Source organism: Arthrobacter sp. 35W (assembly GCF_000482545.1).
Lineage (GTDB): Bacteria > Actinomycetota > Actinomycetes > Actinomycetales > Micrococcaceae > Specibacter.
In genome coordinates this window covers 1,996,450-2,022,198 of the sequence record NZ_KI519454.1, presented here as the reverse complement: position 1 = coordinate 2,022,198, position 25,749 = coordinate 1,996,450, and the positions used below count along the sequence as shown (strand labels likewise).

The following is a 25,749-nucleotide window of genomic DNA, read 5'->3' as shown; positions in this document are numbered from 1 at the left end:
CACCAACCTGCGGCAGCTAAACTTGGCTTGAACGCAGAAAAATAAAGGAGACTCCATTGGCCAGCTTTGTTGACCGGGTTGTATTGCACGTATCCGGCGGGACAGGTGGCCATGGCTGCGTCTCCGTGAAGCGCGAAAAGTTCAAGCCCCTCGGTGGGCCGGACGGCGGAAACGGCGGCGACGGCGGCGACGTCATCCTGCGCGTGTCCGACCAGACCACCACCCTGCTGGACTACCACCACGCCCCGCACCGCCACGCCAGCAATGGCGGCCCCGGCATGGGCGACTGGCGCAACGGCAAGACCGGCGAGACGCTGATCCTCAACGTTCCCGATGGCACCGTCGTGAAGACCAAGGACGGCCAGGTTCTGGCCGACCTCGTGGGCGAAGGCACCGAATACATTGCCTCTGCCGGCGGCCAGGGCGGCCTGGGCAACTCCTCGCTGTCCTCGCAGAAGCGCAAGGCCCCCGGCTTCGCCCTGCTGGGTGTTCCCGGCGAGTCGCGCGACGTCGTCCTCGAACTGAAGTCCATTGCAGACATCGCCTTGGTGGGCTTCCCGTCCGCCGGCAAGTCCTCCCTCATTGCCGCGATGTCTGCGGCACGGCCCAAGATTGCCGACTACCCCTTCACCACCCTGATCCCGAACCTAGGTGTGGTGGAAGCCGGCGACGTCCGCTTCACCATTGCCGACGTCCCGGGTCTGATCGAAGGCGCCAGCGAGGGCAAGGGCCTCGGCCACCACTTCCTGCGCCACGTGGAGCGCTGCGCCGCTCTGGTGCACGTGCTGGACTGCGCCACCCTGGAGTCGGACCGCGATCCGCTCTCCGACCTGGCCATCATCGAACAGGAGCTGGACCGCTACGCGGTGGACATGAGCTTCGCCGGCGTCGACGGCGACGTCGTCCCGCTGAACGAGCGCCCCAAGCTGGTGGCGTTGAACAAGATCGACACCTCCGACGGCCGCGACATGGCCGAGTTTGTCCGCGGCGATCTGGAAGCCCGCGGCTACCGCGTGTTTGAAATCTCCGCTGCCAGCCACGAGGGCCTGCGCCAGCTGGGCTTCGCCATGGCCGAGATCGTCCAGAATGCCCGCAATGAGGTCAAGACGACACCGCCGAAGGTCCAGCCCGTTGTGCTGCGCCCGCGCGCCGTCAACGAGGCAGGCTTCCGGATCCGCCGCGAGGAGAAGAACCTCGAGCCGCTGTTCCGCGTCATCGGCGACAAGCCGGAGAAGTGGGTGCTGCAGACGGACTTCACCAACGAGGAAGCCATCGGCTACCTCGCGGACCGTCTGGCCAAGCTGGGTGTTGAAACCCAGCTGTTCAAGAGCGGCGCCAAGCCGGGCGACACCGTCGTCATTGGCGAGGGCGATGGCATGGTCTTCGACTGGGAGCCCACCATGATGGGTGGTGCCGAGCACCTGGCCTCCCCGCGTGGCACCGACCTCCGCATCGCCGAGATGGGCGACCGCCCCACGCGTGCGCAGAAGAAGGAAGAGCAGGCCGAGCGCAGCGACGCCAAGGCGGCGGGCCGTGCCGAGCTCGAGGCAGAGCGCAAGGCCGGCATCTGGACGGAGTCCACCAGCCGCAAGCGCAAGGATGTCAACATGGTTCGCGAAAGCCAGCTGGGCGATGACGACTGAGTCTGTCGCATCCGTGGGTGAACTGCCCGTGGTGCTCGGAGACCGGGGGAGCATTGCCACGGCCGGACGCATCGTGGTCAAGGTCGGATCGTCGTCCCTGACCACCGTGTCCGGCGGCATCTCCGACGAGGCCCTGACGGCATTGGCGGATGTCCTCGCTGCCCGGCGCAACGCCGGCACCGAGGTCATCGTGGTCTCCTCCGGCGCCATCGCCGCCGGTCTGGCCCCCTTGGGGCTGGCCCGCCGGCCGAAGGACCTGGCCACCCAGCAGGCTGCTGCCAGCGTAGGCCAGGGGCTTCTGATGGCACGCTACAACCATGCCTTCGGCGTGCATGGCGTGACGGTCAGCCAGGTGCTGCTGACGGCGGAGGATCTGATCCGCCGCACCCAGCACATCAACGCACACCGCGCCCTGGAGCGCCTGCTCAACCTCGGCGTGGTGCCCATCGTCAATGAGAACGACACGGTGGCCACCCACGAGATCCGCTTTGGCGACAACGACCGCCTCGCAGCCCTGGTGGCGCATCTGGTCAAGGCCGATGCGCTGGTGCTGCTCTCCGACGTCGACGCCGTCTACGACGGTCCGCCGAAGGATGGTGCCAAGCGCATCAGCCACGTGGCAGGTCCCGAGGATCTGGAGCACATTGTCATTGGCGGCACCGGTGGAGCAGGTGTGGGCACCGGTGGCATGGCCACCAAGATCCAGGCCGCCTCCATCGTGGCCGACACGGGCATCCCCGCCCTCGTCACCTCCACGGCCAACGCGGCCGCCGCGCTGGCGGGGGAGGACGTGGGAACCTGGTTCTCCGTCACCGGTCCGCGCCGGCCCGTCCGCCTGCTGTGGCTGGCCCACCTGGCAGACATCGGCGGTTCAGTGATGCTCGACGACGGCGCTGTGAAGGCCGTCCGGCACCGCCACAAGTCCCTGCTCCCGGCTGGGATCACCGGGGTGAGCGGGACGTTTGAGGCCGGCGACGCCGTCGAACTGACGGACAGCCACGGCGTGGTCATTGCCCGCGGCCTGGTGAACTACTCCTCGGCGGAGCTGCCCGGCATGCTCGGCCGCGGCACCAAGGAACTGGCCGAAGAGATGGGCCCCGAGTACGAGCGCGAAGTCATCCACACGGACGATCTCATCCTCATCTAGCGCTATCCCATGTGGGGCGCGCCAACTGTCGAAAATCCACGGGTTTTCGACAGTTGGCGCGCCCCACATGCGTTTGCACGGTGTCACAGTGCGGACCCCACTGGTGCCCGGCCGGGTGGGCTGGCCTAAACTGGTGCCATGAGTGAGCAGATTGTTGAACAGGACGTGACTGAGGCTGTCCATGCGATTGCCGATCGGGCGCGGACGGCCTCGCGCAAGATGGCCCGTGCCAACCGGTCCTGGAAGGACAAGGGCCTGCACGCTATTGCCGAGGCATTGGTGGCAAACCAGGCCTCCATCATCGAGGCCAATGCCCTGGATCTGGCCGAGGGCCGTGCCAACGGAACCTCCGCCGCCATGCTGGACCGCCTCACCCTGACCAAGGACCGCGTCGCAGGATTGGCCGCGGCGTTGGAGAACCTCGCCTCGCTGCCGGATCCGGTGGGCAATGTGGTGCGCGGCCAGACCCTGCCCAATGGACTCCGCATGCGCCAAATCAACGTTCCCATGGGTGTGGTGGCGGCCATCTACGAGGCCCGCCCCAACGTCACGGTGGACATCGCCGGGCTGGCCCTGAAGAGCGGCAACGCCGTGATCCTTCGTGGGGGATCCGCGGCCGCGAACACCAACAACGCCCTGCTGGCGATCCTGCGCGAGGCTCTGGACAAGGTGGGCCTGCCCGCCGACGCTGTCCAGAGCGTCGACCAGTACGGCCGCGAGGGCGCCAATGTGCTGATGCGTGCCCGCGGCCGGGTGGATGTCCTCATTCCCCGCGGCGGCCGCGAGCTGATCCAGACGGTTGTCACCAATGCCGCCGTGCCGGTGATCGAAACCGGTGAGGGCAACGTCCACATCTACCTGGACAAGAGCGCCGCCGCAGATATGAGCGTGGACATCCTGCTCAACGCCAAGACCCAGCGCCCCAGCGTCTGCAACACGGTGGAGACCCTGCTGGTCCACAAGGACGCCACGGTGCTCGCCCCCGTGCTCAAGGCCCTGGCCGCCGCAGGCGTCCGCCTGCACGTGGATCCCCGCATCATGGCAGCGCTTCCGGCTGGGCTCACGGCCACCGAGGCCGACGACGACGATTGGGCCCGCGAGTACATGGACCTGGATCTTGCGGTCGCCATGGTGGACACCCTGGACGACGCCGTGGCGCACATCCGCCGCTGGAGCACGGGCCACACCGAGGCCATCATCACCAATGATCTGGCCAACGCCGAGCGCTTTGTCGCCGAAATCGACTCCGCCGCAGTGATCGTCAACGCATCCACCCGCTTCACCGACGGCGGCGAAATGGGCCTCGGCGCCGAGGTGGGCATTTCCACCCAGAAGCTGCACGCCCGCGGCCCGATGGGCCTTGCGGAACTGACCACCACCAAGTGGATTGTCCAGGGCGAGGGCCAGATCCGCGGCTAAGCCTCCCCTCTCAACACGTGGCAAAGGGCGGTGGGTGCAGGCAGCGTGCCAGCGCCCCCGCCCAACACCGCGTACCATAGAGGGAAGTCCGAAACATCTATGGCCAGGCACCGACCTATCGTGCCCGGCCCACCACCTAGGGGAGAAACATGCTGACCCAGCTTGCCGGCGTCGTCCTTGCAAACGTCGAACACGAGGAACTGGCGCCGCTGATTGCGCCGCCGATCGTCATCGGTGGCGTGATGCTGGGGTTCCTGCTGCTGCTGATGTTCATCACCATGTCCTTCAGCAACCTTGGCAACCGCCACGAGGCACACGCCGAGCACGCTGACCCGCACCGCCAGCACACCAACAAGCACGACCACGGCCAGGGCCAGGCAGCGTCCGATCACTAAGTCGATCGATCGGGCGGCCTCGGTCGAGGGTGCCCGAAAGCGCTTCCGGGTGGGCGTGATGGGTGGGACGTTTGATCCCATCCATCACGGCCACTTGGTGGCTGCCAGTGAAGTGGCGGCCGTTTTTGAACTGGACGAGGTGATCTTCGTCCCCACGGGTGAGCCGTGGCAGAAGTCCAACCGCGACGTCAGCCCCGCCGAACACCGCTATCTGATGACGGTGATCGCGACGGCGGCCAACCCTGGTTTCACCGTGAGCCGTGTGGACATCGACCGCCCGGGACCGACGTTCACCATTGATACGCTGCGGGATTTGCACCGGCTGCGCCCGGATGCGGACCTGTACTTCATCACTGGTGCGGACGCGATGGCCCAGATCCTTTCGTGGAAGGATTCGGACGAACTCTGGTCGCTGGCCCATTTTGTGGGCGTGACGCGCCCGGGCCACGTTCTCGACGATTTGGGCCGGTCGGACGTAAGTTTGTTGGAGGTGCCTGCCATGGCGATCTCTTCCACTGATTGCCGCCGGCGCGTCCAAGAGCACAACCCCGTTTGGTACCTGGTGCCGGACGGCGTGGTGCAGTACATCGCAAAACACCGGCTGTATGTGGAGTCGAACGGGCACAGCCTCGGGGACCACTTGCAGGTGAGTTCTAGTACTGAATGAGTAGTGAATGAGCAAGGAATCCGAGCCCATCCGCAGCCGTAGGGATCTACGGCGCGAATCAGGCCAGCAGGAGCAGGCAAGCGCCGCAAGGGGAAACCCGGCGGTGCCATTGGCGTCTGCCCCGAAGATTCCAGCGCCGGTGGACAAGCCGGCGCCCGCGGCCAAATCGGCGCCGGCAGTGTCTGCTCCGGCTGATTCCGCCCCTGCCCGCCGCGGCCGCCGCACGGGAGAACAGCAAGGCTCGACGGCGTCTGCCGCACCTGGCGCTGTTCCCGCCGCATCGGCGGCTCCGGCAGCACCGGCTGCTTCGGTGGACGAGGCGCCCCGCGAACGCTCCTCGCAGACCCGTGCCCGCGACAGGGCAACCCTGCGTGCCTACAAGGAGTTGGCCGAGCCGGCTCCTGCGGCGGATCTGCCGTCACGGCGTGCCATGCGGATCGCCCAGCTTGAGGCGGACCGCGCCCCCATCACCAGCGTCAACCAGATCGTGCCCCCGGCCCGTGTTTCGACACCCGGCCCCGCCACGTCTGCCACGCCCATTGTTTCTGCCAAGGCGCCTGCCACATCGTTGACGCCGATAGTCCAGGCCAGGCCTGCGGCGCCCAAGGCCGTGCCGACCCCGGCCAAGCCCACCGCCCCGGTCCCCACGGCTGCAGCCAAGGCCAAATCGCCCGTAGGTTCCAAGCCGATGCCGCCGGTCCAAGCGCCCCGGACGGCCATGCAGGCGGCGGTGCCCGCTGCCAAGCAGGCCGCGCCCGTGCAGCAGCCTGCCGAGGCCCGCGCTGCCTCCCGGTCCGGCCGCCGCTCCGCGCCCCTTGCCGCCGGCAAGTCCGGCCTGAGCTACCCCGCCACCACTTCCGCCGTCGGCCCCGGCGAAGCTGCACGGCAGCCCACGGCCGGCAGCACCAAGACAAAGCCGTCCAAGCGCAGCGCCGAGCCCATGTCCGTCGAGGCGGCACTGGCGGCCCGCAATGCCCTGGTGAACGATGCCACCAGCCAGCTGGATGCCCTGGCGGGCCCGGCGGCTGCCGACCCGCTGCATGTGGACCTGGAGGTCCTGGCGCAGCAGCGTGCCCTGGCCGAGCGCGCGGCGGTCCTGAACCGCCGTGCCGCCGATAGGGAACGCCTGGCCCAGGAGGGTGCCAACAGCCGTCCGCCGGTGAACGACCCCACCTCGGCCCACAACCTGGCCATGGTGACACCGCTGGAGTTCATCCGCGTGCCCGGCGTCGACAACCCCGTGCTTCGACCGCCCAGCACCTCGCACGTGCCGGTCATCACCCGTTCCACGCCCAGGCAGCAGAGCCGGACCGCTGCAGCCCAGGCCAAGACGCACAGCCCGCTGGGCGCCAAGCCCGCCACTGCCTCCAAGGCGGCTGCCGCCGCAAAGCCTGCGGCCTCAGCGCCGTCGGCCGCAAAGCCCGGCGCTCCGGCTGCCCGCAAGAGCGTTGCGGCGCCCTCGATCACGGGTGGGCTCGACCCCGCCATCGACTCGGCACTGGCGGCACACGCCCACCCGGGCACCAGCCGCCGGCCACCGACGGGCCACACCCGCGTGCTCAAGCGTGCCGAGGCCGTGGCCCGCGGTGGAAAGACCGCAGCCAAGGCCCCTGTGGAGCGCACGGAAATGCCTCCGCTGCCCGCCGAAAGCGCCCACGGCCTGGAGCCGCTGGATGCCATCACCGCCGGGTTGGGCCGCACGCAGCGCAACCGCCTCATCCAATGGGGCAGCATCGCGGCCGGAGCCGCAGCACTTATTGCAGGAATTGCCATGATCATTTCGTCTTTGGCGCCCTAAGCCATTGCACCAACCAAAAGGAATATAGTGACCGCAACTCAAAGCTCCATCGACCTGGTACGGGCAGCAGCCCGCGCAGCTTCGGAAAAGCTTGCCCAGGATGTCATCGCCCTCGATGTGAGCGACCACCTGGCCATCACGGACATCTTCTTCATCGCCTCGGCACCCACCGAGCGCCAGGTCAACGCCATCGTTGACGGCATCGAAGAGGAACTGCTCAAGCTGGACCTGCGCCCCGTGCGCCGTGAAGGCCGTTCCGAGGGCCGCTGGGTCCTGCTGGACTACGCGGACATCATCGTCCACGTCCAGCACGAGGAAGACCGTGTCTTTTACGCTCTGGAGCGCCTGTGGAAGGACTGCCCCACTGTGGACCTTCAGCTCGACGCGGCAGACCCGTCGCTCAAGAGCGCCGCGGCTGCTGAGCCCGCCGCCGAGTCCGGCGACGACGCCACCACGGCCAACTAGTCTTCGCCTAGTCCGTGGAAATCACCGCTTCACTACAACCCGCCGGCCTGCGCCGGCGGGTTGTTTTATGGCGCCATGGGCGCACGTCATGGAATGCCGCCGGCAGGTTCCAAGGCCAGACGGACATTCCGCTCGATGAGGTTGGCCGGGCACAGGCCCACAAGGCCGCCCGGCTGCTGTCCGGACTGCACCCGAGCCGCATCGTTTCCTCGGATCTTGGGCGCGCCCGCGACACCGCCCGCTACCTTGGCCGGTTGACCGGACTGCCCGTGTCCATTGATCCCAGGCTCCGGGAGACGGATGGCGGCGATTGGGAGGGAATGGCCTTTGCCGACATCAAGGCCGCCTATCCCGAGGACACCGCTCTGTGGGAGCGCGATGACACCTCCGTGCGGGCCGGTGGGGGAGAGACCCGCCAAGAGGTTGCCCACAGGCTTCGCGAGGGTGTGCTGGCTGCCGTGGAAGGCCTGGCACCGGGGGAGACAGTGGTTGTCGCCACGCATGGCGGTGCTGCACGCGTGGGGATTGCCCACCTCTTGGGGCTGCCGGTGGAGCACTGGTCGATCCTCTCCGGGCTGTCCAATTGCAATTGGTCGGTTCTGGAGGAGGTGTCAGGTTCTTCCGATCCCGGTTCGATCCAGTGGAAGCTCACGGAGCACAACGCCGGCACGCTGCCCCAGCCCGCGGACGAGGTTGAGGACTAATTGCCTTCTTGGGACAGGCACGTGGCGCGCCGTCAAAAAGCCGGCAATTCCGGTGAAATCGACAGTCATTTCGCTCGATTTGGCACATGGCGAAATCGTGTTCTAAGATAGACGAGTTGCTTCGGCCGGGAGAGAAACCCGGAGGAAATAACAACCGTTTGGGGCTGTGGCGCAGCTGGTAGCGCACCTGCATGGCATGCAGGGGGTCAGGGGTTCGAGTCCCCTCAGCTCCACCAAGCGGGTCACAATAAACTGTGATAAGTTAGTGTGGCTTTTGTTTGAGAATGTAAAACCAATTGTTTTGCAATTGGGGCTGTGGCGCAGCTGGTAGCGCACCTGCATGGCATGCAGGGGGTCAGGGGTTCGAGTCCCCTCAGCTCCACCATATAGGTGGGAAACACCCTGGTCTTCGGACCAGGGTGTTTTTTGTTTGCCCGGAGTCCCTGACCAGGTACTTCCGCTGTGAACCCGCGTAAGATTGCTGCCACTGTGGACAACATGACGCCGGAGCAGCGGCACCGCACCATGAGCAGGATTCGCGGCAAGAACACGAAGCCGGAGATGGTGGTGCGCCGGCTCCTTCACGGATCCGGCTACGGATACCGGCTCCACGCGATGGACCTTCCCGGGCGGCCGGATGTGGTGTTTCGCGGCCGCCACAAGGTCATTTTCGTCAATGGGTGCTTCTGGCACACCCACAGCTGCCCGTCTGGCCAGCATGCTCCGGCCAACAACGCCGAGTTTTGGGCTGCCAAGCGCCTTCGGACCATCGAACGGGACGCCGCCAACCTTCGCCTGCTTCAAGACCGGAGCTGGGGCGTGCTGACCGTGTGGGAGTGCGAAATGGCAGACACCGACGAACTGCTGTTGAGGCTGCGCGGCTTCTTGGACTGACTTCTGGCTCATCAAAAGTGGACCGATCCCACTACATGTGGACCATCGGAAGGCGAACCGTGACAAGAGGTGATGCCGAGACAGACCACTAGACTTCCCTACTGTGACCATCGAGCTCCCATACCAACCGCTTCCGGTTGACCAGTCCTCCGTACGCTACGCCCACGGACCTGACTCCATTCGGCGGCCGGGCGTGCCCGCGGGCGAGACATTCGAATTCCAGTGGAACCAGAGCACGGTCTATCCCGGTACCTCCCGGAAATTCTGGATCCATGTCCCGAGCCAGTACCGCCAAGACGAGCCGGCTTCTCTGATGGTTTTCCAGGACGGACGCTTGTATCTCGACCCGGACGGGGAGGTCCGCGGTGGGATTGTCTTGGACAATCTCATCCACAACGGCGACATTCCGGTTACCATCGGCGTCTTCGTCGACCCGGGAATATTCGCCGGCAGCGCACAGCCGAAGAACCGCAACAATGAATATGACGCGTTCGATGACCGGTACGTCGAGTTCCTGCTGACCGAGATCATCCCGCAAGTCACCGCGCGCTACTCGATCTCCGAGGATCCGGACGCATGGGGGATTTGCGGTGGCAGCAGTGGCGGCAATTGCGCCTTCACCGCCGCGTGGGTGCGCTCCGACAGGTTCCGCCGCGTCATCGGGTTCCTGTCCAGCTTCGCGCAGATGCCCGGCGGAAATCCGTACCCCCAACTAATCTCAGGCACTCCCGGCAAACCGCTCCGGATCTTCTTGCAGGCCGGCCACCGTGACCTGCAATGGAACGAGCCGGACCGGAACTGGCTGTCAAGCAACCTCCACGTTGCGGCGGCGCTTGCCGAAGCCGGCTACGACTTCCGCCTCACCCTCGGCGACGGCGGACACAGCCCCAACCACGGCGGTGTCCTGCTCCCCGACGCCCTCCGCTGGCTGTGGCGATAGCAACAAGGCGGTGGGCGGAGCCGTGAATCGCGGCAATGGATGGCGCAATGTTGCTGGCCGATCCACGATGAATCCGGACGTGGTTCGTCTACCTAGCAGCCGTTTCCCCGGGGGTTCTGCAGGCAATTGTCCGCGTAGTTCTTGGTGATGGACCGCCAGACGCTCAGGGGCAGTCCTGCGGAGGTGAAATCACCCTGGCCGGGGATGGGCAGGTCCGGGCCGCCATTGACGCTGTACGTGCCCCTGAAATGCGTGGTGACCGCGGCAGAGTAGTCGCCTGTCTGCGTGTAGATGTGGCTTGTCTGCGTAGCTTCACCCCAGCGGTCCTCCGGCAGGGGAGCGCCGGGGTACGGCGTGGGCCCGAGCATTGCGCCGTCGCCATAGTTCCACGTGTAGGCAATCGGCGTGGCGGTGATGTGGACGCGCTGGCCCAGCAGGGTGATGTCAAAGGACTGCTCGACGGCGGTTGCGTAGAAGTTTGTTTCGGCGCCGCGGAGCGTGTGTGGGCCCGGCTGGCTGGCTACGCTTGCTGCGATGACGGGGGATTGCTGGAACTCATGCTGGATCTGGGCGGCGATTTCCTCCAGGATGTCCCGGGGCTTGGTGTCGTAGACGCACGTTGGATTGCCGACGTTTTCGTAGACCGGAGGATCCAAGAGCTTTATTGATTGCAACCACTGGACAAGTTGACCGTCGTCACCCGCTGAACAGAGCCGCAACTGCTCGCGGCAGGAAAGACTAAAACTGTCGTTCTTGTCCAAGCAAAGCAATGTGTATGAATACTGGTATGGATCTTCTGGACCAAAAATTGGAGCATCCGTCCATTCCCCGGATCCGGGGTCTAGATGCCACCCTTGACTACCGACCCCCTCGCCAGTCCAAGTATTGCCAATGTCACCTGAATCGTCGGCACGAGCCTGTGGCTGCCCCATCGGTAGTCCTAGCACCATGGCCAGGACCACTATTGATAGTGACGAAGTGACTAGATTCTTGCGTGTCATGAACCTGCGCCGAACATGTGCGCGACGTTTTCCGCTTTCCAAGTATGACCATCGTGGCGCGCTTCGATGATGTCGCCGAGGAGTGCAGAGGCAGGAACAGTGTTGCTAAGTTTGCCGTCCGTTCCATAGAACGAGGCCTCTTCCAATTTCAGCTGAATAATCACTTGATAGAGACCTTCATCAGTTTCTACAAATTTGGATTGAGTTGCTGAGATGTCAAACCGCCCGCCGGCTATCCATCTTCCGTCCGAAAACCATTTCGTCACCGTTTTTGTAGCACCTGCACACGCCTCACAGTTGGGCCCTGTGATTGCGCCCAATGGACCGAGATCACCGCTTTCGTATGCGTAGTCAAGCGTCGCGTACCAATATTTGGCGAATGCCTCGATGCCTTCTTTGGAGAATTCATCAGCAATGGCCGGCTTGACCGGGACGGGGACGTTTTGTGCGGGGCCGGATGCGTCGGCCGGCTTGTACACGGGTTTGGCCGTTGGTGTCGGTGTCAGCGTCGCTGATGGTGCCGCGGAACTCGTTGAACCTCCCGCCGTCGAGGGTGTTCCACCGGCCTCTGCAGGGCCACTGCAGCTGGCCAGCGGAATCAGTGCGGCAAGGGCCAATGCGGCGCCCAGCGGCCACCGTGGAGCCCTCTGGCGAGCAGGACTGGTGGGCCGAGACGATGTGACCATGCGATCCCCCAAGTGATCCGTGAGCTGGGTGCGTTAAAAGTAGCGCAGATCACGAGATGCGTCCAAAGGTTTTCCACAGGCAGTTTGCGGCTCTGCCCGCTGGCTACAGCGGGCCGCCGAGGCCAACGACGTCGTGGGTGGCGATGCCGATCTGCTGTCCGGGGTAGCGGAAGCCTTGGAAATACTGGTTGGTGTGCGCGACGATCTGCTCGCCGCTGACGCCGACTCCGCCAAATTCCGTGTCGGTGGTGGTGTGGCAGTCGCTGACCAAAACGACGTCGTATCCGTCGGCTGCGGCGCGCTGGGCCGTGGTGCGTACGCAGTAGTCGCTCTGGGCTCCGGCGATGACCAGGCGCGACACTTTGGCGGCGGACAGGACACCCCGGAGGGTTGTCTCGACGAACGAGTCACGATAGTTCTTGAATATATTGGGATCGGTGTCCAGCGGAACCAGGGGAGCGGCGATCTGCCAGCCGTCGCTGCCGTGGACAAGCTCTTCGTCGGCGTGCTGCACCCAGATGACGGGGATCGAATCGGCCCGCGCCCGGTTCACCAGTGCGGCGGTCCGGTCCATGATGGAGTCCCGGTCAAAGCAGCAGGCCAGAACGTCCACCTGCATGTCGATCACGAGGAGGGCAGTGTTGGAGTGCCCGGGAATGGTAGCCATGGGACTAGTCTGCCAGTTGGGCGGCAGGGTCACGGGGTCTCCATGCTCGACCAGCGGGGTGGTTAAACAACAGTAGGGCGGGAGAAAATCTCCCGCCCTACTGTCAGAAAAGTCTAAAGACTATGCAACCTGGATGTTGACGGCCTGGGGACCCTTGGGGCCCTGCTCGGTCTCGAAGGTGACAACCTGGTTCTCCTCGAGGGAGCGGTAGCCGCCGGCGTTGATTGCGGAGTAGTGAGCGAAGACATCGGCGCTGCCGTCTTCCGGAGCGATAAAGCCGAAGCCCTTTTCAGCGTTGAACCACTTCACGGTACCTTTTGCCATTTTGAATATTTCCTTACTCAGTGTGAGGCGACTCCGACTGTCGGAATCGCTCAGCTGCGGCGTTCATTTTCCGCTTTTACAACAAAAGCGGCTAGCCCTATTGGGTTTCGCCGCTTGAAATTCAAAATGCGCAACACTACAACTGCGTTCCAGTCTACATGGGAATGGCCGGGAAACCTAGTGCTGGGTCATGGTGAACCGTTTGGCGACCGCAGTCTGGGCCGCTGGGTGCCGAAGAACCGCGCCAATCAAGGAGTTTCGGGCCCTCAAAACAGTTTCGGGCGCCGGGCGTCCCAATGTCATATTCAGCGCTGAGTGCCCCATGGCGCGTCGAGCGGCTGCCATTCTGCTGCGTTCAAACACGTCAAGCTGGGCGCCCACAGTGCCGCCGGCCAGGGCCGTCGCAATGATCGGTGCCAGTGCTGCGGCATCGAGCCAGCCTAGGTTCATGCCCAACCCGCCAATGGGGCTGATCTCGTGGGCGGCATCGCCGATGAGCGCCGCACGCCCCTGGACCATGGACCCGGCCAGCTGTGCCCGCACGCCAAAGCTGCTGAGCATCGAATGCTCCCCGGCGGAGACGACGACGCCGGTCCTGGCCTCGATGATGCCGGCCAGGTGGTCTGCGCTGGGTTGGGCAACGGGGCCGGGCATGCGTGCCACCCAGCGGCGGATTCCGTGGGGCAGCGGGAATGACTCCACAATGCCGTCAGAGGAGAGATAGAGCAGTGCGGTGTCCTCGCCCAGACCATCGGCGGGGAAATCGCCCATCAGATAGTGGTCTGGGTAGGAGAAGGCCCGCGTGGGGATGCCCAGCTGCCTGCGGACGGTGGAGCGGGCGCCGTCGGCCCCCACCAGAAACCGCGAGCGCACCGCAAGAGTCTTGCCGCCAACGGTGCCCGTCAACCGGGCCTCGTCTGCGTAGCTGTGGGCGGCGGTGATCCGGCTGCCGCGGTGCAGGGCGCCAGGAGCCAGTTGCTCGAGCCGTTCCTCCAACACCGATTGGGTGACGGGCTGGGGTACGGCCAGCACATAGGGGCGGGTGGGATCGGCGAGGGCGAAATCGATGCCCGCCACCGTTCGCCCTTGGGCAATGGCGCGGCCGTGCTGGATCCTGATGCCCCTGGCCAGGAGGGGCTCGGCTGCACCGATGGTGTCAAGGACTGCCAGTCCCGGCGGGTGGATGCCTATCGCCCGGGTGTGGGTGCCGTTGCTGGGGCGTTGTTCGAAGACTGCCACCGTGATGCCGTGGGCCGCCAGAAGCGAGGCCAGGCACAGGCCCACGGGGCCGCCGCCCACGATGGCAACGTCCAGCATGGCCGGCTCAGGCATCGGGGCCGCGGTGGATCAGCAGGTTCCGGAAGGGCGGCCGGGTTTCAACCGTCCACCCCGGGGGTGCAACCTGGGCCAGTTCCTGGGCCGTGTAGCTGCGGCGGATGGAAGCCAGCCCGTCGTGCCGGATGAAGGAGCCGCGGAACCAGGGCAGCGTACCGGCGGAAAAGAGGGCGTAGGCCATTGGGTGGCGGCGGATGTCGCTGTGGATGGCCAGCCGCCGGGACAGTGCGACGGAGTCGGACAGCAGGTTCTGCAGCTCGGCTGCGGAGAGGTGGTGCAACAGGTGGTTGGAGATCACGATGTCGAAGTGTGCACCCCTGGCCACCAGCTCCGCCGAATGTCCCTGCAAATAGTCCACCCCCAGGGCCGAGGGGTGGCGGGTGGCGTAGTTGTGGGCGCGGGGATCCGGGTCAAGGGCCGTGATGTGCAGGCGCAGGGAGTCGGCGCGGGCCCACCGGGCCAGCGCTGCCGCAATGTCCCCGGCGCCGCTGCCGATGTCCAGGGCATGCGTCCGCTTGGTGGCGCTGAGCAGTGGGCGGATGTGGTCCTCGTAGACTCCCCGCCAGCCCGCGACGGCGGTGTTGACCCGGGCAAAGTGCCCATAGGTCGCCTCAAGGGCCTCCGGATCGGCATCGGGACTGTCCATCTCCTCGCGCAGTTCCGCATCCCGCTGCCGCAGAAACCCCAGCGGGGGGAAGGGAGGCTGGCGGTCCGTGGTCATGGCGCCGGTGCCACCTTGGTCAGCAGGGCCGTCTCCACTGTCAGGCCCGGGCCAAAGGCCATGGAACAAATGCGCTCGCCGGCTCCGCCAACCGGACCGGGTACGCCGTCGTCGTTCTCCAGAATGTGTTTGAGGACAAACAACACAGTGGCCGAGCTCATATTGCCGTGGCTGCGCAGGATGGCGCGCGCCGGGACCAGCTGCTCCTCGCTCAACCCCAGCTTGGCCTCCACCTTGTCCAGGATGGAACGGCCGCCGGGGTGGATGGCCCAGTGCTTGATGTCCGCATAGGGCGCGGCGGCCAGGGCGGGCTCGGTGCCCAGCAGCGGAGCCAAGGCGCCAACAATGTGGTCATCGATGATGTGCGGGACGTAGGTGCCCAGCACCATCTCAAAGCCCTCGTCCCCAATGTTCCAGGCCATGGCATCCTCACCCACCGGCGTCAGGATGGTTTCGAAGGCATCCAAGGTGGCCACGGCATGAGGCTGGGGCAGCTCCCGGGCGCTGACAATGGCCGCCGCGGCGCCGTCGCCGAACAGGGCCGAGCCCATGATGGTGTCCGGATCGGAGGAGGAGCGCACATGCAGGCTGCACAGCTCGACGGAAACCACCAGCACCACGGCCGTTGGATCCGCTTGGCAAAAGGCCGCGGCGGCCCGAAGTGCGGGGAAGGCGGCATAGCAGCCCATGAACCCCAGATGGTAGCGCTGCACCGAGGGGCTCAGCCCCAGACCGCGCACCACCTTGTAGTCCGGGCCGGGATTGAAGAAGCCGGTGCAGGAGACGGTGACAACATGGGTCACATCCTCCGGGCCGATGCCTGCACAGGCGTCCAAAGCCTTCTGCGCGGCCTCGATGAACAGGGGAGTGGCCTCACGGGCGAAGATGTCATTGCGGGTCTTGGTGCTGGGGCTGAACAGGCCACCGGTGGCGGGATCGTAGAAGACGGGATTCTCAACGTCGGAATCCAAGGTCAGCTCGGCCAACGCTGTATGCCGCGTGTCGATGGCGGCGGAGTCGAAGCAGGTCTGCACCAGCCGCGCCCCCAACCGGGTCAATCCAGGCTGCGCGGCAAAGACGTCACGTACCTGTGATTGCACCAAGATGGTGGGCGGAACTGCGGTTTGAAGAGACATCAGCGTCACCGTCATGGTTCATTGTTGCACGCACCCTCCGACAGGCAAGGGAGGCCGAAGGACGGGGAACACCGCGGGGATAATGGACCCATGACGACGCCCCCGACCAAGCTCCCACGGACCCCGGATGCACAGGACCGCTGCCCCTGCCTCAGCGGGAACACCTACGGCGAGTGCTGCGGCCGGTATCTCAGTGGCGACTCCGCTGCGCCCACCGCGGAGGCGCTCATGCGCTCGCGGTTCACGGCCTTCGCCACGGGGGATGGAGACTACCTGCTGCGCAGCTGGTGGCCCGCCACCCGCCCGGTCGACCTTGAGCTGGATGAGGACATGCGCTGGTACCGCCTGGACATTCTGGACACCGTCCGCGGGAAGGTGGGCGACGACGACGGCGTCGTCACCTTCCGTGCCTACTACCGCCACCCCGACGGCGCGGGCCAGCAGCAGGAAACCAGCCGCTTCCGCCACCGGGACGGACACTGGTACTACGTTGACGCCCTGGCCCTCGACTAGACTTCAATGGCCCCGAATCCGGGGAATACGCGTGGAAAGGCGCCATGAGCCGCAGTGAGCAGACCGGACCCACCCCGGACGCAGAGGCACCAGCAGCATTTGATTTCAGCGCGCTGCGCCGCTTCCCCGATGTAGAGGCGGACAACCTCTTCGCCTGGGACCCCACGGATGAACTGATCCTGGACAGCACCGCCGCGCGCCTGGCGGACCCTGCGGCCTGGCCCATCGCCGTCGTCGGCGACCGCTACGGCGCACTGGCCCTGGCCACGGCCGCCCGGTACGGCCGGAACGCAGGGGAGCTGCGCGTCCACCAGGATGTCCGCTCCGGAGAGCTGGCGCTCGCAGCCAACGCCGAGGCGCTGGGCCTGGCCGGCAGCTACACCTCAATGCCCCTGGATGCGGCCCTGTTCGAGGGCGTCCGCACCGTGCTGTGGCAGTTGCCGCGCAACCTCGAAGAGCTGGCCGAGGTGGCCGACTTGATCGCCCGGTACGCCCATGAGGATGTGCGGCTGGTGGCCGGCGGGCGGGTCAAACACATGACGGCCGCGCAGAACACGGTGCTGGCCGAATCCTTTGGCACCGTCCAGGCATCACTAGCGGCAAAGAAGTCCCGGCTGCTCACGGCCAGCGGACCACTGCGCCCCAGCGAGCCCTCGCGTTTCCCGGCCAGGGAATTCAACGACGAGCTGGGCCTGTGGCTGTGCGCCCACGGCGCCACCTTTGCCGGCACCAAGCTGGACATCGGCACACGATTCCTGCTGACGTTCGTGGAGAAGATGAAGCCCGGTGCCGCCACCGCCATCGATCTGGGCTGCGGCTCCGGCGTGATTGCCGCCTATGTGGCGGCCAACCGGCCCGAACTCACGGTGGTGGCCACCGACCAGTCCGCCGCCGCGGTCGCGAGCGCGGCCGCCACGGCCGCCGCCAATGGCCTGGCGGAGCAAATGACGGCCGTCCAGGACGATGCCCTGGCAGGCTTTGCCCCTGGCAGTGCCGAACTGGTGGTCCTCAACCCGCCGTTCCACGTGGGCGGGGCCGTCCACGCCGGGGCCGCCTTGAAGCTCTTCGATGCCGCGGCGCGGGTGCTCAAGCCGGGCGGGGAGTTGTGGACCGTCTACAACCACCACCTGGACTACCGGGCCCAGCTGGAGCGCCGGATCGGCCCCACCTGGATCCAGGGCAAGAACCCCAAGTTCACCGTGGCCCTGAGCGTCCGCTCAGCCTAGGGCCCCGGGCGAGCGAGGGGCCGCTGGGCACTAGGACCCCAGCACCGCGTCCACGGCATGCCGGCCCAAGGCGTACAGCGCGGGGTTGTCGTCGGAGTGTGCCAGCAGGGCGGTCCCGATGTTCAGCGCCCAACCGCGGGCACGCAGCCACGTGGCAGCGTCGGTGCCCGTGAGCTCGTCCACCCGTTCCATGAAGAGGCGGCGGCCGGCGCCGTCGAAGGTCAACCAGGCGGTGGCCAGATCCGTGGCGGGATCGCCGCGGCCCAGATCGCCAAAATCGATGACGGCGCTGAGCCGGCCGTCCTTGGCCAGGATGTTCCCCGGGTGCAGATCACCGTGGATCCACTGGGCCGGTCCGGCAAAGACCGGGGCGGCCAGGCTTTCACGCCAGCTGGCCAGCAATGGGCCCGGATCCGGCATGCCCGCCAGCTCCAGCCTGCCGCGGAACGCCTCGTCCCGGGAGGACAGCGGCGTGCCGCGCACGGGGTTGCGGGGCGCATCGGCCGGGGCCTCCTGGTGGATGTCCGCCACGAATCCGGCCAGCTCGACGGCGAGTGCCGTCCGCTCGGCCACGGGCAGCCCCAGCAGGTCATCGCCGTCGAACCAGCGGGTGATGGTCCACGGCCATTCAAAGGCCGGCGACGGCGCCCCGAGGCGCACAGGTACAGGCACCGGAACCGTGGTTGCTGCAGCCAGTTGGGGCAGCCAGCGGTGCTCATGCAGAATCAGCGGCACGGCGGCGGCGCGCCGGGGGAGCCGAACGGTGAACTCGGTGCCCAGGCGGAACAGGGTGTTGTCCCAGCCATTGGCCAACGGCTCCAACGGGAGCCCGGCGAGATCAGGGTGCTGCGCGGCCAGCAGGGCGCGCACACGGTGCGGGTCGATGGACGTTTCGGCAGGGGGCATATCGGGCATGGACGGAGTACCCTTTCAATCGGTGTGGAGTGCGGGGGCCGCTCCCAGCCATGGACCGTAGACTTATTGGAATTCGACTCCCGAGGGGATGATCCACCCAGTGCCCGACGTACGCACCCCAGCCCCCCGGCGCGGAACCAATCTGCCCCGCATGGGCGACTACAACCTTATGGTGATTCTTGATGCCATCCGGCGCGCCGAGGGTGGTTTGAGCCGGGTTGAGCTCTCCGCCGCGGTGGGCCTGGCACCCCAGACGGTGTCCAACATCTGCCGCCGCCTGCTGGACCAGGATCTGATCATGGAAGCCGGCAAGGAAGGCACCGGCCCGGGCAAGCCCCGCACCATGCTGCGGCTGAAGCCCTCGGGCATGTACGCCGTCGGCGTGCAGATCGATCCGGCCGTCACCTCCTTCGCCCTGCTGGATGTGGTGGGCAATGTCGTCCTCAACTCCGCGCTGACCACGGACGCGTCCATCCCGCCGGAGGCCTTTGTTGAGGTCATGGCCGCTGAAGTGCTCCGCCTGATTGCCGATTCCGGCGTCGACGCCGAGCGCGTGGCAGGTGTCGGCGTCGCCACCCCCGGTCCGGTGGATGCCGCCGCCGGCCTGGTGGTCAGCCCGCCGCATCTGCCCGGCTGGACCCGGGTGGCCCTGCGCGATGGACTGGCGCGCGCCACCGGCCTGCCGGTGGTCATGGACAAGGACGTGACGGCTGCGGCCGTCGCGGAGATGTGGTCCGGCGGCCCCAACGCCACCGGCTCCTTCGTATTCCTCTACATCGGCACCGGCCTGGGCGCCGGGCTGGTGTTCAACGACGAGGTGATGCGCGGAAGCTCGGGCAACGCCGGGGAGATCGGCCACATCATCACCGATCCCGACGGGCCGCTGTGCGATTGCGGCCGCCGCGGCTGCGTGAAGGTGACCTGCATGCCCGAGACCCTCGTGGAGCAGGCCCAGGAACGCGGCGTGCTTCCCGTGGACGATCCGCAGGAGCCCCGGTCCCTGCACGAGCAGATGGCCGCGTTGGCTGCCGCTGCCGAGCACGGAAACTCCGCCGCCGTGGACGTGCTCGAATTCTCGGCCCAGCGGGTGGCCCGCGCCATTTCCGCGCTGACCAATCTGCTCGACGTCGAACGTGTGGTGGCCGGCGGGCCATTCTGGCCGTACCTGGAACCGACCTACCTGCGGGTGATTCCGGCGCTGTTGGATTCGCTTTCGGCCACCAGAACGGTGCATGAGATCGGCCTGACCAGTGCCAGCTCGGGGCGTGACGGCGGAGCCATCGGCGCGGCGTGTCTGGTCCTGGAAAGCACGCTAAGTCCGCATGCGGCGAAGCTGCTGCTCCAAGGCTGACCCGCTGCCCGGCGCACTGGCACCAACGCCACCGGCACCAACAGCGCCGGCTGCGTGCAACCAGCTAGTCGATGCTCTCGACGATGGAGCCGTAGGGGATCTTGTCGTCCAGATGCGCCTGCAGGACATGCGGATTCATGATCACCCGCACCCCATGCAACTCGTCCGCCGCGGACTGCTTGAGGATCGGGGCGATGGTGTCCACGAAGTCCTCGGTCTTGCCCTCAAGATACTGCCGGTAGGCCACTGGTAGTTCATTCATGGGCACAGCTTAGACCGGCGCTGAAGGGCGCGGAAGAGGCATGGTGAAGCCCCGGCGGGGCGGATGGGCAGGAGTCCCCATTGCGGGCGGTGGCCATGATTGGATTGGATGGAGGGACGATCAATGCCGCCGGGCCGCCCACGAGGGACTCCGGCGGCCGGACCCACCACCTAGGGAGAGAACCACTTGTTGCAGAGCACCGCCACGGTCCGGATTGAAGCGGCGGATCTGCAGGCCGCCCAGCGTGTGCTGGCCGCCATCTCCCGCAGTTTCGAGGCAAAAGTGGTGGGGCAGACGCGGCTGCGCGAAACCCTGCTCATTGGGCTGGTCACCGGCGGCCATGTGCTGCTGGAAAGCGTCCCCGGACTGGCCAAGACGACGGCGGCCCAGACCCTGGCCGATTCCGTCAGTGCCGCCTTCCACCGGATCCAGTGCACGCCCGACCTGCTGCCCAGCGACATTGTGGGCACGCAGATCTACGACGCCGCCAAAGGCACCTTCACCACTCAGCTCGGTCCCGTGCATGCCAACATCGTGCTGCTGGATGAGATCAACCGCTCCAGCGCCAAGACCCAGTCCGCCATGCTCGAGGCCATGCAGGAGCGCCAGACCAGCATTGGCGGGGAGGTCATCCCGCTGCCGGATCCGTTCCTGGTGCTGGCCACGCAGAACCCCATCGAGCAGGAGGGCACCTACCAGCTGCCCGAGGCGCAGATGGACCGGTTCCTGCTCAAGGATGTCCTGGACTATCCCACTCCGGCCGAAGAGGCGGAGATCATCCGCCGCATCGATGCCGGCGTCTTCCTCCCCGAGGCCAAGCCCACCGCCGTCGCCTCCCTGGATGAACTGCGGATGGTGCAGCAGCTGGTCAAGCGGATCTACATGGACCCCGCCATCGTGCGCTATCTGGTGGGCCTGGTCTACGTCACCCGGCATGCGGGGCAGTACATCGACCCCCGCCTGGCCACGCTGGTCGAGTTCGGGGCCAGCCCCCGCGCCAGCATTGCGTTCAGCCAGGCGGCCCGGGCCCTGGCGCTGCTGCAGGGCCGCGACCACGTGATTCCCGAGGATGTGAAGTCCCTGGCCCACCGCGTGCTGCGGCACCGGATCATCCTGGGCTTCGAAGCGGTGGCGGAGCAGGTGCCGGTGGAGAGCATCATCGACGCCATCCTGGCCTCCGTCCAGACACCGTAGGCTGCCGTGCCATCGCTGCTGACGCGTGTGAAATCGAAGATGTTCGTCTTTGCGCACCGCCGGGCCCGGGGCATGCTCGACGGCGAATACGCCTCTGTGTTCCGCGGCAGAAGCCTGGATTTTGACGATCTGCGGGCCTACATCCCGGGTGACGAGGTCCGGGACATCGATTGGAAGGCCTCCGCCCGAGTGGGCGCCCCACTGATCAAACGCTATGTCGCGGTGCGCCGCCAGACGGTGCTGCTGGTGGCCGATACGGGCCGGAACATGGCGGCGCTGGCCCGCGGCGGCGAGGTCAAGAAGGACATCGCCGTCATGGCCCTGGGCGTGGTGGGCTATCTCGCCGTCCGGCACGGCGACAACGTGGGCCTGGTCCACGGCGACGCCGGGCACACTGCAGCCCGCCCCGCCAAGGGCACCGAGGGGCATCTGGAGCAGCTCTTGCAGTCGGTTGATGCCGCCGCCACCTTGGAGGCGGGCAGCAGCGACCTGAAGACGCAATTGGCCCACATTTCCCGCAGCTACGCCACCCGCATGCTTCTGTTTGTGGTGGCCGACGAGCTGGCCCTGGATGAGGAAACGGCGCGCCTGCTGCGCCGGCTCCAGGCCCAGCACGAAATCCTGTGGGTGCAGATCCGTGATGCCGAGCTGGCCGGTGAGCACGCCCTCGCCCTTGACTCCTACGACGTCGCCGATCGGCAGGCGATTGCCGCGGCTCTGGGCCGGGACGCTGAGGTGGCCCGCGACTACGCGGATGCCGTCGCCGCCCGCAGCGAGGCCACGGCGTCGTTCATGGCCGCCCGTGGCATCGTGATGGCTCAAATTGGGCACAGCAGCGAGGTTGTCGGCACACTCTTTTCCCTTCTGGAAAGGCACCGCCGTGCCCGCTGAACCAAGCTTCTACGCACCCGTGGGCTATTCCATTTGGTGGCCGCTGATCGGCGTCGCCCTGCTGCTGCTGGTGGCCGGCTGGTACGGCTATGTGGTGCTCTCCACCCGTACCGCCAACGCCGCGGGAATCCCTGGCTTCGTGCCACCGCGGAACCCGGGATCGGTGCAGAGCCGCTATCTGGGCATCGTTGACGACATTGAGCGCCGGCACGACGGCGGAGCCCTGGACGGGCGGTCCGCCCACCAGGAACTCAGCGTCGCCGTGCGCGCCTTTGTCCACGAAATGACGGGCATCGCGGCCCAGCGCATGACCCTGGCCGAACTGCGTGCCCGCGAGCTTCCCGCCGTGGCAGCTGCCGTGCGCCAGTTCTACCCCGCGGAGTTCGCCACAGCCGATGCCGCCGGGACCGTGGACGTGCACAGTTCGGCAGCCGCGGCGCGGATGGTGGTGGCCGGATGGCGCTGATCTTTTGGTGGCTGCTTCCCGTGGGGCTGGCCGTGGCCGCCGGTGCGGCTTGGTTGGTGTTCCGTTCCCGCCGCACGGCGGACGCCGCGCCTGTGGCCCACGCGGACCGGTTGACCGGGCTGCCCTCCTACCAGCGTGCCCTGGGGCGGCACCGGCGCTGGCTGTGGGTGCTGTGCGCCAGCGCCGTCCTGCTGGCTGGAGCAGCCCTGACGGCCGCCGCGCGTCCGGCCCAGCAACACAGCATCCGGCCGGAGCAGGCCAACCGGGACATCGTGCTCTGCCTGGACGTGTCGGGTTCCATGGTGGAAACGGATGCCGCCATCGTCAACGTCTTCACCCAGCTGGTGAAGGAGTTCGAGGGGGAGCGGATTGGATTGACCATCTTTGATTCCTCGGCGGTCCAGGTCTTTCCCCTGACGGACGACTATGAGCTGGTCAAGGAGCAGCTCGACGTGGCCCGCACCGCCCTGGGCCTGGACTCGGACAACTTCGGCTTCTTTGAAGGCACCTATGCGGGTGCCGGGTCGAGCCTGATCGGCGATGGCCTGGCCAGCTGTGTCACGGGGTTCCCGAAACTGGACTCCGAGCAACGTTCGCGCACAGTGGTGCTCGCCACCGACAATCTGCTGGCCGGCACGCCGCTGTTCACCCTGGATGAGGCCGCCGCCCTGGCGCAGTCATCCAAGGTGCGGGTCTATGCGATCAATCCCAATGGGCAGGAATCGGGCAAGGCCGCCACCGCTGCCCAGCGGCTGCAGGACGCCGCCACGGCCACCGGCGGCGGCTACTTTGCGCTGGACAACGCCGACGCCGTGTCCAAGATCGTGGGGCAGGTCCAGTCCACGGAGGCAGCCCGGCTCACGGGGGCTCCGGTGGTGAGTGTGGCGGATGTGCCGGCACTGCCGCTGGTGCTGGCCCTGGTTGGTCTGGCCGGCATGCTGCTGGCCCTGTGGAAGGTGCGCCCATGACGCTGCTGCCCGTCCTGCCGCTCTGGCTGATGATCCCGCTGGCCCTGGCCCTGGTCCTGCTCGGTGGCGCGGCGGCCCTGCTGTGGCGCAGCCGCACCGCCGCCGTTTCTGCAAACGGTGCCCGGCCGGCCTCGATGGCCCCCGCGGTCCGGGCCGCCGCCCTGGTGGCGCTGGTGCTGCTGGCAGCGCTGCGTCCGGGGTTCCCCGGGGGCACGGCACAGCAGATATCCACACAGTTGAACGTGTTCTTCGTGGTGGACACCACCAGCAGCTCCAACGCCGAGGACTTTGGCCCGTCGGCGACGCGGCTGGATGGCATGAAGACGGACATTGAGGCCATCGCCGCCGCCCTGCCCGGCGCCCGCTATTCCATGCTCACCTTCGACAGCTCCGCCGTCGTGCGCCTGCCGCTGACCACCGATGCCAACGCGCTGGATACCATGGTGGACATCCTGTCCCCGGAGGTCACCCTGTTCTCGCGGGGGAGCAGCGTGACGGTGGCCGCCGATGCCCTCAAGGACAGGCTGGAGGCCGCCCGGAAGGCCCACCCCGACCGGCCCCGGCTGGTGTTCTACCTCGGCGACGGCGAGCAGACGGCCGACAAGGCGCCGGCACCGTTCAACCTGCCGGAGAACCTGGTCAACGGGGGAGCGGTGCTGGGGTACGGCACGGTGGACGGTGGCCGGATGCGGGAAAACAGCGGCTACCCCTTGGACCGCCCGGAGCAATACATCACCGACTATTCCACCGGCGGGTCCAAGGATGCCGTCTCACGTCTGGATGAAAAGATGCTGCGCACCCTGGCGGACCAGCTCACCGTCCCGTACGTCCACCGGAATGCCGGGGACCCCATCGCCGCGGCCCTGGTGGATGCCAGCGCGGCCGGCATGGCCCCCGACGATGCCGCCACGACGGCCGGGCGGATCGAGCTCTACTGGATCTTTGCCCTGGCCGCCTTTGCCGTGGTGCTCTGGGAAATCGTGGACAGCGGCCGCCGGCTGCGCAGGCTCTCCGTCCGCACCGCCGGCAGAACCGGTCCAGGCCCCAAGCCGGAACCGGCTGCCAGCGATCTGGAAGGAATGCTGCGATGAGCGCCCCCACCCCGCCGTCCGGAACCACCCTTCCCGCCGGGACCACCCCCCAGGCCGCCGGCCCTGACGCTGCGACCGGGCCAGATGGCACACCCGCGCTGCTGCGCCGTCGCCGCCGGCTGCTGCTGGCCTCCGCCCCGGTGGTGGCCGTCGTCGTCCTGCTGTCCATCAAGCTGCTCAGCCTGCCGCTGCTGGCCGGTCCGGCCGCCGATGCCTTTGCCCGCGGCGACGGCGCCACCACGCAGCAGATGGCCAAGGGGCTCAAGGTGGCCAATCTGGTTGAACGCTTCAAGGCGCCGTTTGCCGCCGGGGATGCCCTGGTGCTCACCGGTGACCTCCCCGGGGCGCGGCGGGAATTTGAGTCCGCTCTGGCGCTGGCCGGGCCCGCCGCGGACTGCATGGTGCGGGTCAATCTGGTGCTGACCATTGAGAAGCTGGGCGACGCGAAGGCCGCCGAGGGAGACGCCGCCGGTGCCAAGACGCTGTATGAGGAGGGCCTGGCGCAGGTCAAGGCCGCCCCCGAGGGCTGCTTCCAGCCCAACAGCGAGGCCAACTCCCACGGCGAGGGGGGACAGTTGCAAGAGGCGGGGGACCGGCTGTCCCAGAAGTCCGACGGCGCCGAGGGTGGAACACCGGAGGCTGGGCAGAACCCGCAGCCCGCCGAGTCCACGCCGGCCCCGGAGGTCCAAAGCAAGTTGGACCAGCTCCAGGAACAGCAAAAGGGTGCCCAGAAGGAGCGCTCGGACGGCGCCACCATGGACAAGAACCTGGACCAGGAGCCCGGAAACTACCAGGAAAAGCGCTGGTAGCCGGCACGCGCAAGTGCTGCCGATTCCTCCTCAAATGCGGCATAAATTCGGTTTGGCACCGCTGACGCGCCATGAGGCCGCATCTGTGGATGTCACGGGGCGTAAAAGAACGTCTTAATTC

The 25,749-nt window shown here is 66.8% G+C and carries 28 protein-coding genes and 2 tRNA genes; 21 read left to right on the top strand and 9 right to left on the bottom strand.

Annotated features, from left to right (window positions below; translation table 11 throughout):
• Positions 1 to 56 precede the first annotated feature (56 nt).
• The 12 genes from obgE to K254_RS0108885 all read left to right on the top strand — a co-directional run bounded on the left by obgE (position 57) and on the right by K254_RS0108885 (position 10,072).
• Positions 57 to 1,643, top strand: coding sequence for a GTPase ObgE (gene obgE, locus K254_RS0108940; RefSeq protein ID WP_026555078.1), 1,587 nt, complete (start codon positions 57 to 59; stop codon positions 1,641 to 1,643).
• A complete protein-coding gene (gene proB, locus K254_RS0108935; protein ID WP_026555077.1) occupies positions 1,633 to 2,790 on the top strand; it encodes a glutamate 5-kinase in 1,158 nt (385 codons plus the stop codon). Before obgE ends, proB begins: the two co-directional genes overlap by 11 nt.
• Positions 2,791 to 2,928: 138 nt before the next feature.
• On the top strand, positions 2,929 to 4,209 hold the full coding sequence (locus tag K254_RS0108930; RefSeq protein WP_026555076.1) for a glutamate-5-semialdehyde dehydrogenase: 1,281 nt from the start codon (positions 2,929 to 2,931) through the stop codon (positions 4,207 to 4,209).
• Between the two features lie 149 nt (positions 4,210 to 4,358).
• The gene (locus tag K254_RS0108925) at positions 4,359 to 4,604 is read left to right on the top strand and encodes a hypothetical protein (RefSeq protein ID WP_026555075.1); all 246 of its coding nucleotides are present in this window, start codon (positions 4,359 to 4,361) and stop codon (positions 4,602 to 4,604) included.
• A 49-nt stretch (positions 4,605 to 4,653) separates the two neighbouring features.
• Complete coding sequence (gene nadD, locus K254_RS0108920) at positions 4,654 to 5,271, top strand: nicotinate-nucleotide adenylyltransferase (RefSeq protein WP_269209010.1); 618 nt, start codon at positions 4,654 to 4,656, stop codon at positions 5,269 to 5,271.
• 7 nt (positions 5,272 to 5,278) lie between these two features.
• A complete protein-coding gene (locus tag K254_RS0108915; protein ID WP_155848485.1) occupies positions 5,279 to 7,069 on the top strand; it encodes a hypothetical protein in 1,791 nt (596 codons plus the stop codon).
• 27 nt (positions 7,070 to 7,096) lie between these two features.
• Entirely contained in the window at positions 7,097 to 7,534 is a 438-nt protein-coding gene (gene rsfS / locus K254_RS22540; RefSeq protein WP_051389001.1) for a ribosome silencing factor, read from the top strand.
• Between the two features lie 14 nt (positions 7,535 to 7,548).
• A complete protein-coding gene (locus tag K254_RS0108905; protein ID WP_231391795.1) occupies positions 7,549 to 8,238 on the top strand; it encodes a histidine phosphatase family protein in 690 nt (229 codons plus the stop codon).
• Between the two features lie 160 nt (positions 8,239 to 8,398).
• Positions 8,399 to 8,474 (top strand) — tRNA-Ala (locus K254_RS0108900).
• A gap of 73 nt (positions 8,475 to 8,547) precedes the next feature.
• A tRNA-Ala gene (locus K254_RS0108895) sits at positions 8,548 to 8,623 on the top strand.
• Positions 8,624 to 8,736: 113 nt separating this feature from the next.
• On the top strand, positions 8,737 to 9,132 hold the full coding sequence (locus tag K254_RS0108890; protein WP_035749856.1) for a very short patch repair endonuclease: 396 nt from the start codon (positions 8,737 to 8,739) through the stop codon (positions 9,130 to 9,132).
• 103 nt (positions 9,133 to 9,235) lie between these two features.
• The gene (locus tag K254_RS0108885; protein ID WP_026555070.1) at positions 9,236 to 10,072 is read left to right on the top strand and encodes an alpha/beta hydrolase; all 837 of its coding nucleotides are present in this window, start codon (positions 9,236 to 9,238) and stop codon (positions 10,070 to 10,072) included.
• 92 nt (positions 10,073 to 10,164) lie between these two features.
• On the opposite strand, the gene K254_RS0108880 is transcribed toward K254_RS0108885, so the two are convergent.
• From K254_RS0108880 to K254_RS0108855, 7 genes are all read right to left on the bottom strand, one after another.
• Positions 10,165 to 10,728, bottom strand: coding sequence for a hypothetical protein (locus K254_RS0108880; protein ID WP_231391794.1), 564 nt, complete (start codon positions 10,726 to 10,728; stop codon positions 10,165 to 10,167).
• Between the two features lie 341 nt (positions 10,729 to 11,069).
• On the bottom strand, positions 11,070 to 11,552 hold the full coding sequence (locus K254_RS25660) for a DUF6318 family protein (RefSeq protein WP_155848484.1): 483 nt from the start codon (positions 11,550 to 11,552) through the stop codon (positions 11,070 to 11,072).
• Between the two features lie 310 nt (positions 11,553 to 11,862).
• Positions 11,863 to 12,426 carry an isochorismatase family protein gene (locus K254_RS0108875; protein WP_026555068.1) on the bottom strand — a complete coding sequence of 188 codons (564 nt, stop codon included), beginning with the start codon at positions 12,424 to 12,426 and terminating at the stop codon, positions 11,863 to 11,865.
• 120 nt (positions 12,427 to 12,546) lie between these two features.
• Positions 12,547 to 12,750: a cold-shock protein gene (locus tag K254_RS0108870; protein ID WP_026555067.1), complete on the bottom strand. Its 204-nt coding sequence runs from the start codon at positions 12,748 to 12,750 to the stop codon at positions 12,547 to 12,549.
• 177 nt (positions 12,751 to 12,927) lie between these two features.
• Entirely contained in the window at positions 12,928 to 14,082 is a 1,155-nt protein-coding gene (locus K254_RS0108865) for an FAD-dependent oxidoreductase (RefSeq protein WP_231391793.1), read from the bottom strand.
• Complete coding sequence (locus tag K254_RS0108860; protein ID WP_081709976.1) at positions 14,075 to 14,806, bottom strand: class I SAM-dependent methyltransferase; 732 nt, start codon at positions 14,804 to 14,806, stop codon at positions 14,075 to 14,077. Before K254_RS0108860 ends, K254_RS0108865 begins: the two co-directional genes overlap by 8 nt.
• A complete protein-coding gene (locus K254_RS0108855; protein WP_026555064.1) occupies positions 14,803 to 15,957 on the bottom strand; it encodes a type III polyketide synthase in 1,155 nt (384 codons plus the stop codon). Before K254_RS0108855 ends, K254_RS0108860 begins: the two co-directional genes overlap by 4 nt.
• A gap of 75 nt (positions 15,958 to 16,032) precedes the next feature.
• Here K254_RS0108855 and K254_RS0108850 point away from each other — a divergent pair, with 75 nt between their 5' ends.
• Entirely contained in the window at positions 16,033 to 16,455 is a 423-nt protein-coding gene (locus K254_RS0108850; protein WP_026555063.1) for a YchJ family protein, read from the top strand.
• A gap of 44 nt (positions 16,456 to 16,499) precedes the next feature.
• Positions 16,500 to 17,681: a class I SAM-dependent methyltransferase gene (locus tag K254_RS0108845; protein ID WP_051389000.1), complete on the top strand. Its 1,182-nt coding sequence runs from the start codon at positions 16,500 to 16,502 to the stop codon at positions 17,679 to 17,681.
• A gap of 30 nt (positions 17,682 to 17,711) precedes the next feature.
• Here K254_RS0108845 and K254_RS0108840 read toward each other — a convergent pair whose 3' ends face one another.
• Entirely contained in the window at positions 17,712 to 18,596 is an 885-nt protein-coding gene (locus K254_RS0108840; protein ID WP_026555061.1) for an aminoglycoside phosphotransferase family protein, read from the bottom strand.
• 151 nt (positions 18,597 to 18,747) lie between these two features.
• Here K254_RS0108840 and K254_RS0108835 point away from each other — a divergent pair, with 151 nt between their 5' ends.
• A complete protein-coding gene (locus K254_RS0108835; protein WP_035749854.1) occupies positions 18,748 to 19,947 on the top strand; it encodes an ROK family transcriptional regulator in 1,200 nt (399 codons plus the stop codon).
• Between the two features lie 64 nt (positions 19,948 to 20,011).
• On the opposite strand, the gene K254_RS0108830 is transcribed toward K254_RS0108835, so the two are convergent.
• Positions 20,012 to 20,209, bottom strand: coding sequence for a hypothetical protein (locus K254_RS0108830; RefSeq protein WP_026555059.1), 198 nt, complete (start codon positions 20,207 to 20,209; stop codon positions 20,012 to 20,014).
• A gap of 186 nt (positions 20,210 to 20,395) precedes the next feature.
• On the opposite strand from K254_RS0108830, the gene K254_RS0108825 reads away from it, so the two are divergent.
• The 6 genes from K254_RS0108825 to K254_RS24800 are packed head-to-tail and all read left to right on the top strand — an operon-like array spanning position 20,396 to position 25,628.
• Entirely contained in the window at positions 20,396 to 21,403 is a 1,008-nt protein-coding gene (locus K254_RS0108825) for an AAA family ATPase (RefSeq protein WP_026555058.1), read from the top strand.
• Positions 21,404 to 21,409: 6 nt separating this feature from the next.
• Positions 21,410 to 22,294, top strand: coding sequence for a DUF58 domain-containing protein (locus K254_RS0108820; RefSeq protein ID WP_026555057.1), 885 nt, complete (start codon positions 21,410 to 21,412; stop codon positions 22,292 to 22,294).
• The gene (locus K254_RS22535) at positions 22,284 to 22,760 is read left to right on the top strand and encodes a hypothetical protein (protein ID WP_051388999.1); all 477 of its coding nucleotides are present in this window, start codon (positions 22,284 to 22,286) and stop codon (positions 22,758 to 22,760) included. The genes K254_RS0108820 and K254_RS22535 overlap by 11 nt, the downstream gene beginning before the upstream one ends.
• Positions 22,751 to 23,728: a VWA domain-containing protein gene (locus tag K254_RS0108810; RefSeq protein WP_026555056.1), complete on the top strand. Its 978-nt coding sequence runs from the start codon at positions 22,751 to 22,753 to the stop codon at positions 23,726 to 23,728. Before K254_RS22535 ends, K254_RS0108810 begins: the two co-directional genes overlap by 10 nt.
• Positions 23,725 to 24,819 carry a VWA domain-containing protein gene (locus tag K254_RS0108805; RefSeq protein WP_081709975.1) on the top strand — a complete coding sequence of 365 codons (1,095 nt, stop codon included), beginning with the start codon at positions 23,725 to 23,727 and terminating at the stop codon, positions 24,817 to 24,819. The genes K254_RS0108810 and K254_RS0108805 overlap by 4 nt, the downstream gene beginning before the upstream one ends.
• Complete coding sequence (locus tag K254_RS24800; protein WP_051388998.1) at positions 24,816 to 25,628, top strand: hypothetical protein; 813 nt, start codon at positions 24,816 to 24,818, stop codon at positions 25,626 to 25,628. Before K254_RS0108805 ends, K254_RS24800 begins: the two co-directional genes overlap by 4 nt.
• Positions 25,629 to 25,749 lie beyond the last annotated feature (121 nt).

Bases quoted from the DNA above. Each gene is read 5' to 3' on its own strand.
- K254_RS0108845 (WP_051389000.1), top strand. From the start codon at position 16,500: ATGAGCCGCAGTGAGCAGACCGGACCCACCCCGGACGCAGAGGCACCA.
- K254_RS0108925 (WP_026555075.1), top strand. From the start codon at position 4,359: ATGCTGACCCAGCTTGCCGGCGTCGTCCTTGCAAACGTCGAACACGAG.
- K254_RS0108810 (WP_026555056.1), top strand. From the start codon at position 22,751: ATGGCGCTGATCTTTTGGTGGCTGCTTCCCGTGGGGCTGGCCGTGGCC.
- K254_RS0108860 (WP_081709976.1), bottom strand. From the start codon at position 14,806: ATGACCACGGACCGCCAGCCTCCCTTCCCCCCGCTGGGGTTTCTGCGG.
- K254_RS0108865 (WP_231391793.1), bottom strand. From the start codon at position 14,082: ATGCCTGAGCCGGCCATGCTGGACGTTGCCATCGTGGGCGGCGGCCCC.
- K254_RS0108870 (WP_026555067.1), bottom strand. From the start codon at position 12,750: ATGGCAAAAGGTACCGTGAAGTGGTTCAACGCTGAAAAGGGCTTCGGC.
- K254_RS24800 (WP_051388998.1), top strand. From the start codon at position 24,816: ATGAGCGCCCCCACCCCGCCGTCCGGAACCACCCTTCCCGCCGGGACC.
- K254_RS0108805 (WP_081709975.1), top strand. From the start codon at position 23,725: ATGACGCTGCTGCCCGTCCTGCCGCTCTGGCTGATGATCCCGCTGGCC.
- K254_RS0108840 (WP_026555061.1), bottom strand. From the start codon at position 18,596: ATGCCCGATATGCCCCCTGCCGAAACGTCCATCGACCCGCACCGTGTG.
- K254_RS0108930 (WP_026555076.1), top strand. From the start codon at position 2,929: ATGAGTGAGCAGATTGTTGAACAGGACGTGACTGAGGCTGTCCATGCG.
- K254_RS0108830 (WP_026555059.1), bottom strand. From the start codon at position 20,209: ATGAATGAACTACCAGTGGCCTACCGGCAGTATCTTGAGGGCAAGACC.
- K254_RS0108890 (WP_035749856.1), top strand. From the start codon at position 8,737: ATGACGCCGGAGCAGCGGCACCGCACCATGAGCAGGATTCGCGGCAAG.
- K254_RS0108835 (WP_035749854.1), top strand. From the start codon at position 18,748: ATGGGCGACTACAACCTTATGGTGATTCTTGATGCCATCCGGCGCGCC.
- K254_RS0108850 (WP_026555063.1), top strand. From the start codon at position 16,033: ATGACGACGCCCCCGACCAAGCTCCCACGGACCCCGGATGCACAGGAC.
- proB (WP_026555077.1), top strand. From the start codon at position 1,633: ATGACGACTGAGTCTGTCGCATCCGTGGGTGAACTGCCCGTGGTGCTC.
- K254_RS0108915 (WP_155848485.1), top strand. From the start codon at position 5,279: ATGAGCAAGGAATCCGAGCCCATCCGCAGCCGTAGGGATCTACGGCGC.
- K254_RS0108875 (WP_026555068.1), bottom strand. From the start codon at position 12,426: ATGGCTACCATTCCCGGGCACTCCAACACTGCCCTCCTCGTGATCGAC.
- K254_RS0108855 (WP_026555064.1), bottom strand. From the start codon at position 15,957: ATGACGGTGACGCTGATGTCTCTTCAAACCGCAGTTCCGCCCACCATC.